The sequence below is a fragment of the Vagococcus hydrophili genome (genome assembly GCF_011304195.1).
Lineage (GTDB): Bacteria > Bacillota > Bacilli > Lactobacillales > Vagococcaceae > Vagococcus > Vagococcus hydrophili.
This window is the reverse complement of sequence record NZ_CP049887.1, coordinates 1,371,145-1,388,849: the sequence shown is the minus strand read 5'-3', so window position 1 is coordinate 1,388,849 and position 17,705 is coordinate 1,371,145. Positions and strand designations below refer to the sequence as shown.

At 35.9% G+C, this 17,705-nt stretch carries 17 protein-coding genes and 1 riboswitch; of the genes, 7 read left to right on the top strand and 10 right to left on the bottom strand.

All coding sequences use genetic code 11. The features are described 5' to 3' along the window. Window positions 1–96: 96 nt before the first annotated feature. The 3 genes from G7082_RS07030 to G7082_RS07020 all read right to left on the bottom strand — a co-directional run bounded on the left by G7082_RS07030 (window position 97) and on the right by G7082_RS07020 (window position 3,539). Complete coding sequence (locus G7082_RS07030) at window positions 97–2,046, bottom strand: cation:proton antiporter (RefSeq protein WP_166034409.1); 1,950 nt, start codon at window positions 2,044–2,046, stop codon at window positions 97–99. 76 nt (window positions 2,047–2,122) lie between these two features. Further along, window positions 2,123–2,644, bottom strand: a complete 522-nt coding sequence (locus tag G7082_RS07025) for an LURP-one-related/scramblase family protein (protein ID WP_166034408.1) — start codon at window positions 2,642–2,644, stop codon at window positions 2,123–2,125. A gap of 25 nt (window positions 2,645–2,669) precedes the next feature. Further along, window positions 2,670–3,539 carry a Cof-type HAD-IIB family hydrolase gene (locus G7082_RS07020; RefSeq protein ID WP_166034407.1) on the bottom strand — a complete coding sequence of 290 codons (870 nt, stop codon included), beginning with the start codon at window positions 3,537–3,539 and terminating at the stop codon, window positions 2,670–2,672. A 99-nt stretch (window positions 3,540–3,638) separates the two neighbouring features. Between G7082_RS07020 and G7082_RS07015 the strand changes: the two genes are divergently transcribed. The 4 genes from G7082_RS07015 (at window position 3,639) to G7082_RS07000 (ending at window position 6,554) form a co-directional block, all read left to right on the top strand. Further along, window positions 3,639–4,322: a uracil-DNA glycosylase gene (locus G7082_RS07015; protein ID WP_166034406.1), complete on the top strand. Its 684-nt coding sequence runs from the start codon at window positions 3,639–3,641 to the stop codon at window positions 4,320–4,322. A gap of 177 nt (window positions 4,323–4,499) precedes the next feature. Further along, on the top strand, window positions 4,500–5,483 hold the full coding sequence (gene pta / locus G7082_RS07010; protein WP_166034405.1) for a phosphate acetyltransferase: 984 nt from the start codon (window positions 4,500–4,502) through the stop codon (window positions 5,481–5,483). Window positions 5,484–5,556: 73 nt separating this feature from the next. Then, window positions 5,557–6,039, top strand: a complete 483-nt coding sequence (gene tsaE, locus G7082_RS07005) for a tRNA (adenosine(37)-N6)-threonylcarbamoyltransferase complex ATPase subunit type 1 TsaE (RefSeq protein ID WP_166034404.1) — start codon at window positions 5,557–5,559, stop codon at window positions 6,037–6,039. Further along, a complete protein-coding gene (locus tag G7082_RS07000) occupies window positions 6,036–6,554 on the top strand; it encodes a GNAT family N-acetyltransferase (RefSeq protein ID WP_166034403.1) in 519 nt (172 codons plus the stop codon). The genes tsaE and G7082_RS07000 overlap by 4 nt, the downstream gene beginning before the upstream one ends. A 42-nt stretch (window positions 6,555–6,596) precedes the next feature. Here the strand turns inward: G7082_RS07000 and G7082_RS06995 are convergent, their stop codons facing one another. The 3 genes from G7082_RS06995 to G7082_RS06985 are packed head-to-tail and all read right to left on the bottom strand — an operon-like array spanning window position 6,597 to window position 8,874. Further along, the gene (locus G7082_RS06995) at window positions 6,597–7,130 is read right to left on the bottom strand and encodes a 3'-5' exonuclease (RefSeq protein WP_166034402.1); all 534 of its coding nucleotides are present in this window, start codon (window positions 7,128–7,130) and stop codon (window positions 6,597–6,599) included. A gap of 12 nt (window positions 7,131–7,142) precedes the next feature. Beyond that, complete coding sequence (locus G7082_RS06990) at window positions 7,143–8,105, bottom strand: Ig-like domain-containing protein (RefSeq protein ID WP_166034401.1); 963 nt, start codon at window positions 8,103–8,105, stop codon at window positions 7,143–7,145. 13 nt (window positions 8,106–8,118) lie between these two features. Beyond that, window positions 8,119–8,874 carry an exodeoxyribonuclease III gene (locus G7082_RS06985; protein WP_166034400.1) on the bottom strand — a complete coding sequence of 252 codons (756 nt, stop codon included), beginning with the start codon at window positions 8,872–8,874 and terminating at the stop codon, window positions 8,119–8,121. Between the two features lie 190 nt (window positions 8,875–9,064). Here G7082_RS06985 and murB point away from each other — a divergent pair, with 190 nt between their 5' ends. Then, window positions 9,065–9,967 (top strand): UDP-N-acetylmuramate dehydrogenase, encoded by a 903-nt coding sequence (gene murB / locus G7082_RS06980; protein ID WP_166034399.1) that lies wholly within the window; start codon window positions 9,065–9,067, stop codon window positions 9,965–9,967. A gap of 26 nt (window positions 9,968–9,993) precedes the next feature. On the opposite strand, the gene G7082_RS06975 is transcribed toward murB, so the two are convergent. Both G7082_RS06975 and G7082_RS06970 read right to left on the bottom strand, forming a co-directional pair. After that, on the bottom strand, window positions 9,994–11,196 hold the full coding sequence (locus tag G7082_RS06975; protein WP_166034398.1) for a chloride channel protein: 1,203 nt from the start codon (window positions 11,194–11,196) through the stop codon (window positions 9,994–9,996). A 46-nt stretch (window positions 11,197–11,242) separates the two neighbouring features. Next, a riboswitch (Fluoride riboswitch) is annotated at window positions 11,243–11,318 on the bottom strand. Between the two features lie 15 nt (window positions 11,319–11,333). After that, entirely contained in the window at window positions 11,334–12,356 is a 1,023-nt protein-coding gene (locus G7082_RS06970) for an NAD(P)/FAD-dependent oxidoreductase (protein WP_166034397.1), read from the bottom strand. A 456-nt stretch (window positions 12,357–12,812) separates the two neighbouring features. Between G7082_RS06970 and G7082_RS06965 the strand changes: the two genes are divergently transcribed. Then, window positions 12,813–14,099, top strand: coding sequence for an anaerobic C4-dicarboxylate transporter family protein (locus G7082_RS06965; protein WP_166034396.1), 1,287 nt, complete (start codon window positions 12,813–12,815; stop codon window positions 14,097–14,099). 24 nt (window positions 14,100–14,123) lie between these two features. Next, window positions 14,124–15,566, top strand: coding sequence for a M20 family metallopeptidase (locus tag G7082_RS06960; protein ID WP_202983138.1), 1,443 nt, complete (start codon window positions 14,124–14,126; stop codon window positions 15,564–15,566). 219 nt (window positions 15,567–15,785) lie between these two features. Here the strand turns inward: G7082_RS06960 and G7082_RS06955 are convergent, their stop codons facing one another. Both G7082_RS06955 and G7082_RS06950 read right to left on the bottom strand, forming a co-directional pair. Next, window positions 15,786–17,402 carry a collagen-binding domain-containing protein gene (locus G7082_RS06955; RefSeq protein WP_166034395.1) on the bottom strand — a complete coding sequence of 539 codons (1,617 nt, stop codon included), beginning with the start codon at window positions 17,400–17,402 and terminating at the stop codon, window positions 15,786–15,788. Continuing rightward, entirely contained in the window at window positions 17,399–17,602 is a 204-nt protein-coding gene (locus G7082_RS06950) for a hypothetical protein (RefSeq protein ID WP_166034394.1), read from the bottom strand. The genes G7082_RS06955 and G7082_RS06950 overlap by 4 nt, the downstream gene beginning before the upstream one ends. Between the last annotated feature and the right edge of the window lie 103 nt (window positions 17,603–17,705).

The following is a 17,705-nucleotide window of genomic DNA, read 5'->3' as shown; positions in this document are numbered from 1 at the left end:
ATTTAAATCGGCAGAAATAAAGGAATTTTTAATATTAATCTTACCTACAAAAAAATAAGTAAGAAACTGACATATCTTTCAGCTCTTACTTATTTCTTAGTCTATATACTGAATTGTACTTTCCATAGCAACTAAATTCTCACGATATTCTTTCACTTCATTACGATCCATGTCACCTCTTTCAAAGGCTTTTTGGACTTTATCACGTTCAATTTGAATAGCGTACTCTAGCCATTCATCTGTACTTTCAAAACTTTCCTTATTCAAGTGACGATTTTTTCTTGAATAACGAGATTTATAAAAAGCAATCATCTCTGGTGAAAATTCTTCTGGGTCCAACTCATCAAGTTTTATCATGATATAACTCCAGTTACTTTCTTTTAAGAAACGACGTTGCTGACGTTTCTCAGCATAACTTAAAGGAACCAACGTTCTTAATTTAATCTTTTCCTTAATGATTTTTCCGTAAAAGATATTAAATTTATACGTTTCATCTTTAGTTAAGTGATACAGTAACTTATTCAGATGTCGAATGTGTCTGAACGCTACTTGTAGATTGACTTGTTTATCATGAAGCTGTTTCAAGGTATCCACAAACTGCCATTTTAAAATCAATTCTTTTAAATGATCTAGTCGGTCACTATCTTCTTGTTCTTGACTTAAATTTAAAATACGTTCGTTGTAAATATCAATGACTTTAGCAATCGCCCCTTGATTTTCAATGGTCGTGTGCTTATCTAATTCTTTAATGACATCTCTTAAAATCTCTTTTTCTTTCTGATTATCAATGGCACTCTCTGTTTTTTCATTCTTCTCAGCAAATAGTGGCATCGCAAAGTTAGCTAAAAGAAGGGTTGAAATAATGACCCCACCGGCAATACTGATGAGAAGTTCTCTTTCTAGAAACATCGAGCCATCACTAACAATCATTGGTAAACTCAAGGCACTGACTAGAGTGATTGTTCCACGAACACCAGAAATAGTATATAGCGCACTTTGTTTCAAACTCTCTCTCTTATTCTCTTGATTTTCTTTTTCAAAATTTTTGAAGACAGAGAAACATATAAATCGAATGCCTAATAAAATGGTCGTAATCACTAAAATGTAAAAAATTAACATTAAATTACTAATATTATTGTTTTCCCACACTGTTTGAATCGCTGCAGGTAATTGTAGTCCTAACAATACGAAAACTAATCCATTTAAACTAAAGGTAAAAACGGCCCACGTATTTTTAGACAGTAGATGTAACTGAGCAATTTCAGGATTGACTTTTTTATAACTAAATGAATAAATCAACCCTGCACTCACAACAGCTAAAATACCATTAGCATGAAATTCTTCTGCCACTAGGAAAATACCAAAGGGCAAAATTAACTCGAGTAAGATAAAAGAAATCGAGTTTTCAATCCCTAAACTTCTTAATAATTTCACCACTTGAATCACAATCACACTAAGAATGGCACCGATTAGAACACCACCTAATGAAATCAGTACAAAACTAATACTTGCATCAATTAATGAAAAAGTCCCTGTTAAAAGGGCTGCGGCTGCAAATTGGAAGGAAACCAAACCTGACGCATCATTAATCAAGGACTCACCCTCTAAAGTGTGCATCATTTTATGCGGAATTTTCACTTTTTGAGCTAAAGCTGAAACTGCTACGGCATCCGTTGGGGCAAGAGCCGCTGCTAAAGCAAAACTCCCCGCCCAAGGCATACTTGGAATTAACCAATGAATCACACTACCTAAAAGCCCAACCGTTACAAAAACTAAGACAATCGATAACATGCCGATTGCTTTTCTTGCTTCCCATAAAGCATGTTTATCCACAGTAACACCATCATTAAACAAGAGCGGTGCTAAAAATAATAACATAAAAAATTCTGAACTTAATTCAAAGAATTCTAGAGAGGTAAAAATTGCTAAAATAATCCCTAACCCAACTTGAATTAAAGGTACTGCAATGGTTGGCATAAATCGATTTAAAACATTCGATATCAACACCACCGCTAGCATCACTAACACTGATTCAAATATAACCATAAAACACCCACCTAACCATTCTTTATTTAACATAAAAAAGGTTGTCGTAGAACGTTTCTACCACAACCTTCCTCATCTATCCTAATTGTATATCTGCCATTTTTTGAGTGGCTAACTCTTCTAACTTATTGCTCTTTCTCGTCCAATAATCCAGAACAGCTGCAATACATAAACAAATTGCCGCCTCATCATCATCTTGAATCACAATCTTATAGAAATCACCTTGATGACTTACTTCTTTTGTCATGGACATTATTAATTCATTGAAACGATAAATCCGATAGTCTTGATGAGGAATATCACCAATAGCTACCCATCTCAGTTTTTTTACATAATAAAAATCACGATTGATTGAAAATATACGACTTAAACTTCCCACTTTTTCATGAAAACGATAAATATCAAATTGAGATTTCACCGCAAATTTAGTTTGCTTTGCACTCCCTAAGATACCACCCTCTAAATTATAAATAGAAATACTATCTCCTCGTGTTCCCCAACTACCAACTAATAAAAAGACAGAACGTCCTTCTTCATCCTTGATAACCGTTCGTACCTTAGCAGACAATAAGCTTTGTTGAATATAATATATCGTCATAGTTATCAGCTTCTTTCATTAAAAACTAAAGATTCTCTGACATCGCTCTCTCAATGGCTTTACCTACGCCATCATTCACATTGGTTTCAGCTATATATTTAGCAATTTCCTTCACGCCGTCCTCAGCGTTACCCATTGCAAAACTCACACCGGCAATTTCTAACATAGACACGTCATTAAAGTTATCACCAATTGTCATCACATCTTTTAAATCAATCCCACGCTCTTTTGCTAGTCTAGCTACAGCGACACCTTTTTGAGCGTCACGATGATTGACTTCAATGTTGTTAGGGAATGAAGACGTGACATGAACCTCACCTAATTTACTAATTTCTTGAGCAATAGGTTGCAAGACTTCTTGTCCACCTTCACTAAAAGTGATAAATTTTAAAATGTCCATCTCAGGATCTTCAATTAAGGTGTCGTAAGTTTCTGTGTAAATAACTGGCAACATATTAATATGCGTCGACGCCATCGCAATCGCCATTTTAAACGTAATATGGGGAATATTTTCAGCTAACATCGTTGCAAAATTTTCTAAACGTTGGGGCTGATTATCTGAATAAACCCCTTTTGACGTCATAATTTCAAAGTAAAGATTATTTTCTCTAAAAATGGCGATAACTTCTTTAGCCGTTTTTTTATCAATATCAATGGTAAAAATAACGTTTCCCTCTGCGTCAAATGCTTGGGCACCATTTCCTGTTACCATACCGCAATGGATTCCCATTTCTTCTAAAGGTGGTTTCGCCTCTGTGTAAGCACGACCAGTTGCTACCATAAATTCAATTCCTTGTGCTTGTGCAGCGAATACTGCTTCTTTGTTTTTCTCAGAAATAGACAGATGTGATGTTAATAAAGTTCCATCCATATCAGATGCAATCATTTTAATCATAAACGTATGTTGCCTCCTCTAATTTAGTAATTATAGTTTACCATTTTTTGATTAGTTAAGCATGTCTTTGTGATAAACTACTATTTGAGGTGAAGCACGATGACATTAAAACTTCCAAATGATTGGAACAATTTATTAGAAAAAGAAATAAAAAAAAATTATTTTACCGATTTAACGAATTTTTTAGATGAAGAGTATCAAACACAAAAAATTTTTCCAGAAAAAAGCACTATTTTCACAGCCTTTGAAGCGACTTCTTTTAAAAACGTTCAAGTCGTCATTTTAGGACAAGACCCTTATCACGGGGATAATCAGGCGCATGGTTTAAGCTTTTCAGTCTTACCAGGTGAAAAAATCCCACCTTCTCTTAGAAATATGTACAAAGAATTGGAAAGTGATTTAGGCATTTCTATGCCTACAACTGGCTTTTTACTACCTTGGGCTACACAAGGTGTTTTTCTCCTTAACACCGTTTTAACTGTCAGAAAAGGTGCGGCAAACTCCCATCAAGGAAAAGGTTGGGAGATTTTTACCGATGCTGTCATCACAGAATTAAATAAAAGAGAAGATCCAATTATTTTTGTCCTATGGGGAAAGCCTGCCAGTCAAAAGAAAAAAATGATTGATCCATCCAAACATTTTATTATTGAAGCCCCCCATCCAAGTCCTTTATCAGCTTATCGTGGCTTTTTTGGTAGCAAGCCTTATTCAAGTATCAACCAATTACTGAAAGACCAAAATAAAACACCTATTGACTGGCAATTGGGCGATTCATTGTTCTAAAAAACAGGAAATCTATCTGTATTAAAACAGGTAGGTTTTCTGTTATACCCACTTTTTATTAAGCTTAAATAATTAGCCACTTTTTTATTAAAAACAGGAAAAAATACTGTCTTTTTTATTCATTTAGTTGTATGATGAAGTTATGATTTAAAAGTATAATAAGTGGAGGGTTTCTTTGTGGAACTATTTGATGGATTAAAAGAAAATATCGGCGGAAAAAACGTGCGTATCGTTTTTCCAGAACCAACAGACATTAGAGTTTTAGGCGCTGCTGTACGTTTAAAATCTGATGGACTAGTAGAACCAATCTTAATTGGTAATGTAGATAAAATTAAAGAAGTTGCAAACACTCGTGGATTATCTGTGGACAGTTTAGAAATTATCGACCCTGAAAACTACCCAGCCTTTGATGACATGGTTACTTCATTCATCGATCGCCGTAAAGGTAAAGCAACTGAAGATCAAGCGCGTACCATCTTAAAAGATGAAAATTACTTTGGAACAATGTTAGTCTTTATGGACTTAGCAGATGGTTTAGTAAGTGGCGCGGTTCACTCAACAGGTGACACAATTCGTCCAGCTCTACAAATCATCAAAACAAAACCAGGCGTAAGCCGTACAAGCGGTGCCTTCTTAATGGTTGGTAACCGTGACTCTGAAAAATATATTTTCTCAGATTGCGCAATCAACATTAACCCAGATGCACAAGCTTTAGCTGAAATCGCTGTTGAAAGTGCTAAAACGGCTGAAATTTTTGGCATCGATCCTAAAGTTTCATTGTTAAGCTTCTCAACGAAAGGTTCTGCAAAATCAGACGAAGTAACAAAAGTCGCTGAAGCAACTAAAATCGCTCAAGAATTAGCTCCTGAATATGCTATTGATGGAGAATTACAATTTGATGCATCTTACGTGCCTTCCGTTGCACAACAAAAAGCACCAGGTTCATCTGTTGCAGGTAGTGCTAATGTCTTTGTCTTCCCTGAAATTCAATCAGGAAACATTGGCTACAAAATCGCTCAACGTTTAGGTGGCTTCCAAGCGATTGGACCAATCTTACAAGGATTAAACAAACCAATCTCTGACCTTTCTCGTGGCTGTAATGAAGAAGATGTTTACAAATTATCAATCATCACTGCTTCACAAGCTTTACAAGAAAAATAATCTAAAAAAGTCATGCTAAGCATGGCTTTTTTTTTATCTTCCCTTTATACTTACAGATGATAAGGAGGCGCACATGAAAAAAATACAACTAACAAATGAAGCAGAGACACAAAAATTAGCCTTTGATTTAGCAACTCTTTCAACCTCAGGAGATATCTATCTTTTAACTGGTGACTTGGGCGCTGGTAAAACAACCTTTACAAAAGGATTCGCTAAAGGTCTTGGCATTGAACAAATGATTAAAAGTCCGACCTATACATTAATTCGTGAATATGATACAGGCAGACTTCCTTTATACCACATGGATGTTTATCGTCTAACAGAAGGCGCTACTGATCTTGGCTTAGATGAATATTTAGAAGGTGACGGTGTTTGTGTCATCGAGTGGGGACACATGATTAAAGAAGATATCTACACACCTTACATCGAGTTCTTTTTAGATAAAGTATCAGATGAGGAACGCTCTTTTTATATGGAAGGAACATCCTCTGTTGCAAAAGAAAAGAGGGATCAACTTCAAAATCAATTGATTGTTCTTGGATGGGAGTTTCAATGAGCGAACTAGATATCACCTTAAGAGAAGCCACACCTAGTGACGCGAAAGAACTACTACGCGTCATGAATATCTTAGATAAAGAAACACCTTTCCTACTTGTTAACCCAAACTCTCTCAAATTAAAAGAAGAAGCTATGGCGGATCAAATTGATTTTATTTATGAAACAGATAATCAACTGATTTTGCTTGCTTTTAATCATGATGAATTAATCGGGGTCGCGACTGTTACAGGTGAAAATGATCAGCCGGTCAGACACATTGGAGAAATTGGCATTAGTATTTTAAAAGAATATTGGGGTTACGGTTTAGGTTCTATCATGTTGGAAGAAATTATTTATTGGGCACAAGAAGCTCAGGTAATCAAGCGCTTAGAAATCAAAGTTCAAGAAAGAAATGAACGTGCCTTTGCTCTTTACCAAAAATTAAATTTTGAGATTGAAGGAACCATCAAATGTGGGTTCTTGTCAGAAGAAAACGAGTATTTAGACATTATTTTAATGAGCTATATTCTATAATAAAAATGAGGTGATCGACAAATTACGTCAATCACCTCATTTTTATATAAGTTTCACCAATTTCTTTAAAGGATCTACACCAAACTGATTTTCTTGTTGCAACAAAATATTGGCACAAGCTAAGCTATCATCTAATGCATGGTGATGATGATCCAACCCAATTGATAAGTAATCACAGACTGTATTAAGACGGTGATTATCTAGTTCTGGATAGAGTTTCCGACTGGTTCTCACTGTACACAGTGACAAAAAGTGCGCTTCTGGTAAATCATAATGTGCCAAACAACCCGCTAACACCCGGTTATCAAAGGAAGCATTATGGGCCACAATCAGACGATTATCTTCAAAATACTGACCGATTTCTTCCCAAACTTGATCAAACGTTGGTGCGTCTTGAACATCTCTTTCATGAATCCCATGCACCTGGATATTGCGCCAGTGAAATTCTGTTTGAGGATTGATCAATGAATAATATTCCCCTACAATTTTACTGTCCTTTACCATGACTAACGCAATAGAACAGGCACTATGGAGTTGTCCATTTGCTGTCTCAAAATCATAAGCAATAAAATTCATGATCATCCTCCTTTATTTCTTAGAACTTTTCTTTCTTTTTTTACCACTACTAGAACTTGATGAACGGCGTTTTTTAGATGGCTTAGTTGTTTGTTTCTCTAATTCTGAATCGATCAATTGATCCAAACTAACATCCTTTTTAGAATGGCTTGATTTAGCATGTTTGCCTTTTATACTCGTCTTTTTACCATCTTTGAAAGCCTCATAAAGATCATCTTCAAAATCAGCATCTAGTGATTCTTTGCTTTTTTTCTTTTTGCTACTAGAGCTACGTTTACGCTTTCTCTCTGCAGCTTCTTCTTTTTCAACTTTTTTCTTATACCAGAAGTAACCGCCAACTGCAGCCCCTCCCACAACTAAAATCGCTAAAAGAGTCCATAACCAGACCAAACTTCTTGGTTCTTCCTTTTTGTCCCCTTTATAGTTTTCAGAAGACACGGTTAATTCTTTTGAATTACTTTCTCCGTCTTTCTTATCTTTAGATTCTTTGGTTGAATCAGACGTCGATTGGCTCTCTTTATTATCAGAGATTGCTACATTGCCTTCTTTACTGTCTTTATCTTTTTTTGTGTCTTTTGAGCTACTTGCCTCTTTATCAGAAGTTTTTGTTGAATCTTTGGTACTTGCTTCTTTTTCTTCTTTTTCGATTGTATTTTTTTCAAAATCATAACGAACATCCGTTGAATTATTACCTTCTGCATCTAACATTAGGATGGGTGATTTTTTCATATTCTTAGGAATCGGAATTTCAAAGCCACCTTTATCATCGGCTACAACACTCCCTGCCACGTCCTTAATATAAATATTCGCATTTGGTTTCGTTTTTCCTGATAAAACACTCTTATCTTTATCATATTTTAAATCATATAATAATTGATCGTCTTTTTTATCCTCAGCTACGCCCGTCAGTGTTGAAGCTGAGAAGAACATCATTACTAATAAAATCGGTGCTAGCCACTTATATGTTTTTTTCATACGTTCCTCGCTCCTATATCGTTATGGTTAATTCAACAGGACAATGATCGCTCCCGTGAACATCTTTTAAAATTTTTGCGTCTTTTAGTTTGTCATTCAAACTTTCTGACGTACAGAAATAATCAATACGCCACCCTGCATTATTAGCACGGGCATTAAAACGGTAACTCCACCAAGAATAAGCCCCTTCAAGTTCTGGATAGAAATAACGGAACGTATCGGTAAAGCCATGGCCTAAAAAGTTGGTGAACGCTTCACGCTCAGCATCAGAGAAACCTGGATTTTTACGATTAGTTTTCCAATTCTTCAAATCAATGTTTTCATGCGCCACATTTAAATCTCCACACAAGATAACTGGTTTTGACTCTTCTAATGTTTTTAAATACGCTAAAAAGTCTACTTCCCACTGCATACGGTATTCTATTCTTTTTAATTCAGCTTGTGAATTCGGCGTGTAGCATGTGACTAAATAAAAATCATCATACTCGCAAGTAATCACGCGACCTTCTTGATCGTGCTCTTCAATACCGATACCATAAGCCACACTTAGTGCTTCTTTTTTACTAAAAACAGCTGTTCCTGAGTATCCTTTTTTCACAGCATAATTCCAATATTGGTGATAACCTTCTAATTCTAAATCAATTTGACCCTCTTGTAATTTTGTTTCTTGCAAGCAAAAAACATCTGCATCTATTTCGTTAAATATATCAATAAAGCCTTTTTTTACGACAGCTCTTAAGCCATTCACATTCCAAGAAATAAGTTTCACTGAATAAATCCTCCTACTTTACGTTTCTTCTCATACTGTTTATTCTAACACAGAAATCATTCTTCAAAAATAAATTATCCTTTAAAAAGCCCAGAATTCTTTTTTCTAAGATAAACCTCAAAAGAAAAGCTTATTATGACGAGTTATGATAAAATAGGCAAGACGAATGATGGACTAAGGAGATAAACAAATGAATACTGAAAAAATAATAACTGACTTACATCAAATCAAGCTTTCTTTTAACGAACCACTCTCACAGTTTACCTATACAAAAACAGGTGGACCGGCAGATTGTTTACTTTTCCCAAAATCAACAGAAGAAGTAAAAGAAATTATCGATTATTGTAATGAAGAAAATATCGAATGGCTATGTTTAGGAAATGCTAGTAACTTAATCGTTAGTGACGGTGGGATTGCTGGTTTTGTGATTATGCTCAGTGAATTAAATCAAGTAACAATCACTGAAAATACGATTATTGCGGATGCTGGGGCTAAATTAATCGATGTCACTAAAGAAGCATTGAACGTGGACTTATCAGGACTTGAATTTGCTTGTGGTATTCCTGGTAGTATTGGCGGGGCAGCTTATATGAACGCTGGGGCTTATGGCGGAGAATTAGTAGACGTTTTTGAGTCAGCAGAAATTATTTTAGAAGATGGAAACATTGTTACTTACCATAAAGAGGACATGGATTTTTCTTATCGTCATAGTGTCCTGCAGAGTATGAAAGGTATTGTTTTAAATGTTACTTTTACTTTAGAACATGGCGATCATACTGAAATCAAAGCTAAAATGGATGAATTGACTCATCTAAGAGAAAGCAAACAACCTTTAGAATATCCTTCTTGTGGGAGTGTCTTTAAACGTCCAGAAGGTTATTTTACTGGTAAATTAATTCAAGATGCTAATCTACAAGGATTGAAATGGGGCGGTGCTCAAATTTCAACGAAACATGCTGGTTTTATCGTTAATATTGATCATGCAACAGCCACTGATTATGTGGAACTCATCCAACATATTCAAGAAGTTATCTTGAAAGAATTTGGTGTCACATTAGAACCAGAAGTCCGTGTGATTGGTCGCGAAAAATAAAAAAATCGTTTAGTTCCGTAATGGAGCTAAGCGATTTTTTGTTTACCATAAATGGATTGATTATTATTGCAACAATAGGCAACACTCATGGTAATGAAAAATAGAGGAAGTAATTGATATCCGAAAACTTCCCCACCAATTAAGATTGGTGCCAAGAAGGTATTCGTACCACTACCAAAAACCGCAATATAACCTAAAGCTCCTACAACCTCGATTGGTAAGCCAACAACAGGCGCTAAAATCACCCCAAGTGAGCAGCCGATTGCAAATAACGGCGTCACTTCTCCGCCTTGAAAACCAATTGACAAAGTAAAAATAGTTAAGATTAATTTCAAGATGAAATCATAAGGATAGATCGATTCACCAGTCAATCCCTCAACAATTAAATTCGTACCAAGACCGGCATAACGTCCACCGTGCAGTAGAAAAATGAGCAGTGCGACTATAATTCCTCCAAAGAAAATTCGGTAATAAGAATTGCGCCAAACCTTTTGCATTAATTTCTTACTTTTAGCTAAAGTTAACGAAAATAATCTTCCTACCAAACCAAAAACAATACCTAACGCAACTAATTTAGCTATTAAAAAAGGATCTAAGGACATCTTTTCTTGAACATGAAAACTAAATTTTTCTAATCCTAAATAGGAAGAAACAAAAAAAGCTGTGAAAGAAGCAATACTGGCAGAAAGCATGGCTTTCATTTCAAGACGACCTACCACTAAGACTTCAAGAGCAAAAAGAATAGCTGCAATCGGTGTTTGAAATAACCCTGAAAAACCTGCTGCCATTCCTGTAATTAAGGCTATTTTAGACATGTTTTCAGTTGGAAGGTACTTAGCTAGTTTTCCCTTACTAAAAAAGTGTGACAAGGCGCCACCAATTTGCACAGCAACCCCTTCCCGACCGGCACTCCCACCAAATAAATGAGTCAACCACGTAGAAAACATAACAATCGGAATCAAACGTAGCGGGATATCCTTTTGTTCTCCGTGACCCACATCAAAAATTAAGCCCATACCTTGCCTTGATATTCCTCCAAAGCGTGTATAAATAAATTCAATCAGCAGTCCAGCTAGGGGAAGTAAGAATATTAAGTAACTAAAATAAGATAATCGCCATTCAGTTACTTGGATTAACACTTTTCCAAAGACCACTTCTATCCCACCGACTAGTATCCCCATCCATAAACTAAATACAATTAAACCAACTACTTTTTTCTTTTCTATCATTTTCTCTAAGCTCCTTTTAACATAAAAAAATCTACATACCTAAATAAAGTATGTAGAAGTCATCAACTATTTCTAGCGGTTTTAACGTCACGTTAAGGGAGATCATCATTCCCTAATTTATAGCATTAATTTTACTCTTATTTCTTCACTTTTTCAAGGTGACGTTCTTTTAAAACATCATGGTGGGAGGAAACTTGACCTCGATCACTAGCTGCCGGGTCAACCATAACTTTGACACCATTTGATGCATTAACTGCATCATGAAAAGCTCCGGCAATAAGTTTCACTTTACCCTCATAAGAAGCCGCATCTCCTGCTACAAAAATATTTTTAACAGAAGTCTGCCCCTTTTCAGTTGCTTCAAAGAAAATATCATCTATTAAAGCTAGAGAATTATTTTCAGCTTTTACTAATGGATTATTTTTTTCAAAACCATGACAAACAAGTAATTCATCAATTATGAAATCTTGTTGTTTACCTGTCACATTCTCTGTTACTTCAACAACTGAAATCGAATAATTATCCTCTGTTTGTAATCCCGTAATCTCCATCTCAGTCAGACAAGTAATTTTCTCATGTGATAAAACTTCCTGAACTTCGATTTCATACCCTCTAAATAAATCTTTTCGGTAAACTAAATAGACATGCTCAGCTACATCACTTAATGTTTTTGCCCATTGAACAGCACTATCATTCCCGCCTGAAATCATCACTTTCTTATTCTTAAATTTTTTGATATCTTTCACTTCATAATGCAGATTAGTTTTTTCAAAAGATGTTGAATAACTAAATGGTAATCTCTTTGGTTTAACAATCCCAGTTCCTGTCGCAAGGATGACTGTTTTAGCTACATATTCTTTATCATCTTCTGTAACCACGCTGACGCTGTCTTGATTTTCTTTTATTTCAACAACTGATTTTCCTGTTATTATCTTTGGTTCAAATGTCTGACTTTGTTCCTCTAACGAAGCGATAATTTCTCCAGCTTTCATTGGTGTAACCCCACCAATATCCCAAATCAATTTTTCCTTGTAAACATTTAATTTACCACCTAAATACTCTTGTGCTTCAACCACTGTGACATCAAGACCTCTAAGACCACAATAAAAAGCACTATATAAACCAGCGGGACCTCCGCCAACAATAATAACATCTAACATTTTTTTCTCTCCTAACAAAGATAATGATAATCATTCTCAATAGAATTTTTAAAATAAACATCACAATTTGTGATGTCATTCATAAATTAACATACTTGTTTAATAATAGCAAACTTAATTATAAAAACGTGAACATATAGTTATTAAATATTTATTCAGCCAAAATTAAATAACCAACATAATTTTTATTCCACGTTCAAAAACATACACTTAAAAGCTTTGTAAGCGAATGTCAAATGTTAATAAAACATTAAAATTTTGTTACTGTTCAAAAAAAACTCGTTTTTTTCTTTTCTGTTGTTGTTTTTTATGTTAGAATTTCCTTAAGTAAAATATGGCTATTTTGAATGCAGCTATGCTAAAAAAACGCAGGCAGGTGTTTTTTTTAACAAACTTGTTCAAATTCCGTATTAGCTTGAACAAGAATGTTGAAAAACATAAATCAGGAGGAATTTTATGACGTTATTATTAATCGAAATCACCGTTATGATTGCCATGATTGTCTATGGTTTGATTAAAGGTGGAGCTCTAGGTTCTGCGGTATCTTCTATTGTTGCACTTTTTATTATGTTATTTATTTTTAAACTGCCACCTTCAGAGCCACCAGTTACAGCTGTTTTAATTATCATCTCTATCGGAATTGCTAGTGGAGCCCTACAAGCTTCTGGCGGTATGGACTATATGATTTCTGTTGCTACAAAAATCATCCGTCGTTTCCCTAAAGCAATCACACTTGTAGCACCACTTGTTTGTTTCTTATTTGTATTCGGAATGGGAACTGCAATGATTAGTTTATCTTTAGAACCAATCATTGCTGAAACTGCTACAAAATCAAAAGTAAATCCAAAAGGCGCTTTAATCGGATCTGTTTTAGCTTCTAATATGGCCCTTTTATGTAGTCCTGCCTCTTCATCAACAGCTTACGTTATTATGATGTTAATGCCATTTGGTGTATCACTTATTACTTATTTAACCATTGTTTTACCATCAACATTAGCTGCGATTGTTATTCTAAGCTTAATCTTAATGGCTATTGAAAAACGCGTGCCATTTGATGAAAGTATTTTAGACCATACACAAGAAATCACTGAAGAAGTGACTCATGATAAAAAAGCAAAATACTCAACTTTTGTCTTCTTAGGTTGTGTGGTTGCTATCATCATTTTCGGACTCTTCCCAGACTTACTTCCTCAATATACAGTGGATGGAAAAAGTGTTAAAATTAAGTCAACTGACGTCGTACAAATGTTTATGTACTTATCAGCTGCTGTTAATATTCTAATCTTTAGAATTAAATCTAAAAGTATTTTAGCTGCACCAGCAACAAGCAACGCACTTGGAGCTTCACTTGTTGTTCTTGGTTTAGGATGGGTTGGGATGACTATCTTCTTCTCACCTGGTAACCAAATTGTATTACAAACAACTATTGGTGAAGTTTTAGCCAACTATCCATGGGTTATTATCTTAATTTGTAGTTTTGTTGCCATGATTATTGGGGCTCAGACAGCCGTTGCTGCGATTGTCTTCCCGTTAGCTTTAAGCTTGAACATCTCACCAATTTTCTTAGTGATTATGGTTCAATGTTTAAATGTTAACTTTATTATTCCAGCACAACCAACTCTATTATTAGCCTGTGAATTAGATAGAACTGGTCGTACGAAAGCTTTTAGTTTCATTATACCTGGTGTTATTATCACAGCGCTTTCTATGGCGCTTGCTTACGGAATGACACTATTTATTTAAAAGACCCTATTAGGAGGAATTATTATGTTCAAAGAAATCGAGAAATTAATTGAAAGCAAACAAGAAGAGTATTTCACTTTAAGTGACCGTATTTGGGATATTGCAGAAACAAAATTCCATGAACAAGAATCTGCCAAAACTGTGATTGCTGTTTTAGAAAAAGAAGGTTTTAGCATTGAAGAAAACATCGCTGACATCGATACTGCTTTTATTGCAACTTACGGATCAAAAGGCCCAATTATCGGTTTCTTAGGTGAATATGATGCTTTACCTGAATTAAATCAAAAAGCAGGTGCAACTCACAAAGAAACTGATCCTAGTTTAGGAACGACAAACGGTCATGGTTGTGGACATAACTTACTAGGAACAGCTTCTCTTGCAGCTGCTGTTGCCACAAGAGATTACATCAAGGAAAACAACATTGACGCTCAAATCAGATATTATGGTTGTCCGGCTGAAGAGGGTGGTTCTGGTAAAACTTACATGGCTCGTGCTCATGCTTTTGATGACTTAGATATGGCACTTTGCTGGCACCCAGGTACGGATAATGCGATCATCGCTTCTCCTACTTTAGCTAACATTCAAGCTGTTTTCGAATTTAAAGGAAAATCATCTCACGCTGCAAACTCACCAGACATGGGACGTAGCGCATTAGATGCTATGGAATTAATGAACGTTGGTGCTAACTACTTACGTGAACACGTAACTCCAGAAGCTCGTTATCACTACGCTGTTTTAGATGGTGGTGGGATGCAACCAAGCGTGGTTCAAGCTCACGCGAAATCCCTTTACTTAATTCGCGCACCAAAAGCGTTCCAAGTAAAAGATATTTATGATCGCTTATGTAACTGTGCAAAAGGTGCTGCTCTTATGACTGGTACGGAAGTTGAAATCCATTTTGACAAAGCTTGTTCTAACTATATGCCAAATAAAGTTTATTCTAAATTAATGTCTGAATGTATGTTTGAAGTTGGTGCACCACAATTTGACGAAGAAGATATTGCCTTTGCCAAAGAAATGCACGCTTCTTTAACTGAAGACGAGAAAAAATTCATGATGGTTCCACCTGTAACAGCCATTGAAAAACAAGTTTTAGGCGCTAACCAAGGGAAAGTTTTAGCTGACTATATTTATCCATTCAACGAAGCTCTAACAAACCTTACTATGCCTGGATCAACTGATGTGGGTGACGTAAGTTGGGTTGTACCAACAGCACAATGTGTTATGACAACCGAAGTTCTTAACACAGCTCTACATTCATGGCAATGGGTAGCAAATGGAAAAACAAACATTGCTAAAAAAGGTATGCTTCAAGCAGCCAAAGTTATGGCAACAACAGCGATGAAAGCAATCGAAAACCCAGAATACATCAAACAAGCAAAAGCAGAACTAGCAGAAGTAACAAAACAAACACCATACGTAAATCCAATCCCCGCTGATGTAAAACCAAATAGCTTGGGATTATAGAGTGATGAAAAAGGCGTTTAGCTCTGAGTAACTGGAGAAAATTAAAAATAATTCACGCTTTTCGAATTAATTTTAATTTTTGAAGTTACCGAAAGAGCTGCCTTTTGAATCCGGATTAATAAGAGTGAATAAAAAATCGCTTTGCTCCAAGTAACTGGAAGAGAGCTAATAAAAAAGACAATGCTGTAAGTTTAACCACTTACGACATTGTCTTTTTCTTTATTTACTTTTTCTTCTATTTTTAAAGATTGACACAACAACTAATAGGATCATTCCACTTAGTAAGAATAAGCTATTTGATTTGATTTCACCTGTTCTAGGTAACATTTTTTTGTTGTTAGTCGTTCTAGATTGACTGTTATCTTTATTCGGCTCATTATTTAAATCATTCGGTTTATTCGGCTCTGTTGTTGATTCACTTGGTTTCGTCGGTTCTGTTGTCGACTCGCTTGGAATTGTCGGCTCCGTTGTCGGCTCACTTGGAATTGTCGGCTCCGTTGTCGACTCACTTGGAATTGTCGGCTCCGTTGTCGACTCACTTGGAATTGTCGGCTCCGTTGTCGACTCGCTTGGAATTGTCGGCTCCGTTGTCGACTCACTTGGTTTCGTCGGTTCTGTTGTCGACTCGCTTGGAATTGTCGGCTCCGTTGTCGACTCACTTGGTTTCGTCGGTTCTGTTGTCGACTCGCTTGGAATCGTTGGCTCCGTTGTCGACTCGCTTGGAATTGTCGGCTCCGTTGTCGACTCACTTGGAATTGTCGGCTCCGTTGTCGACTCACTTGGTTTCGTCGGTTCTGTTGTCGACTCGCTTGGAATTGTCGGCTCCGTTGTCGGCTCACTTGGAATTGTCGGCTCCGTTGTCGACTCACTTGGAATTGTCGGCTCCGTTGTCGACTCACTTGGAATTGTCGGCTCCGTTGTCGACTCGCTTGGAATTGTCGGCTCCGTTGTCGACTCACTTGGTTTCGTTGGTTCTGTTGTCGACTCGCTTGGCTCTGTTGGTTCTGTTGTCGATTCACTTGGTTCAGACGGCTCGGGTTTCACTGGATCTACCGGTTTTTCTGGAATAATTGGTCTATTACCAAAATTATGTACTTCAAATCCGGCTTGTGAGATAAGATTATTCACATAAAGTGAGCCATTTAACGACCCACCTTTTGTATCTAACGTCGCATTAGGTGCGTAAACATCACCAATCACTCCATATCCTTCAATACTCATCTCCACAGCATTCGGCAATACCCAAGTAACTTTATCTGCTAAATCAAACAACATTGGATTATTCGGCATACCAGTATCTACGACTTGCCCATTAGATAGAATACTTCCTCTTGAAAAAGAAACAGATGGTTGATCAGAGTAAATAATCACATGAGAAATATCTTTTAAATCAGGTAAAAAGATATCACTTAAATTATTATTTAAATCTGAAATATCCACATACACAACGTTTTTATTTTTAGCTGAATACATTAAGTTAAAGCTTGATTTAAAGTGTTCTTCTCCTTGAAAAATCTCTGACCCTTCTAAATAAGACGCGTAATCTGACATTTGACCATCGACTTGCGCTTTAAATGAAGCAAATATACTGTTCACTTTATCTTCTGATAATTTTTGAGTCACGTAATCTGGATCAACATCAATTTGAGTAAAATCATCAAAAACTGACGTATGAACAAAATCGCCACCTTCAACGATAATTTGACTATCTGTATAATACTCAATTGTTTTTCCTAAAAGTAATCCCGGTGTATTGGGATTAAGTGCCGGTGTTCCAATTATATTTGGCGCTTGACTGTCTGCTCCTGCATACGTAAATCCACCATAACTAATCACATTGCCCCAACTGCAACTGACCCTTCAATATCCGCTGTATAAACGGTATGATCATTAAAAATAATACTGTTATAGTCTCTGTAATTTTGTGAAATCCCTTCTCCTTCACCTTCTGCAAAAACTAAAGCTGGTTGAACCATTAACATTGTCGCAACAATGCCTGTCATCCCTTTTACTACCTTTTTAAAACCTAATAACATCTTTGTTCCCTCCCCTTAAAAGTAACAAAGTCTACTCTAACTAGTATATACTTGAAATTCAACCAAATCGACTTACTTTTAGTAATTTATAATTAAAAAGGAG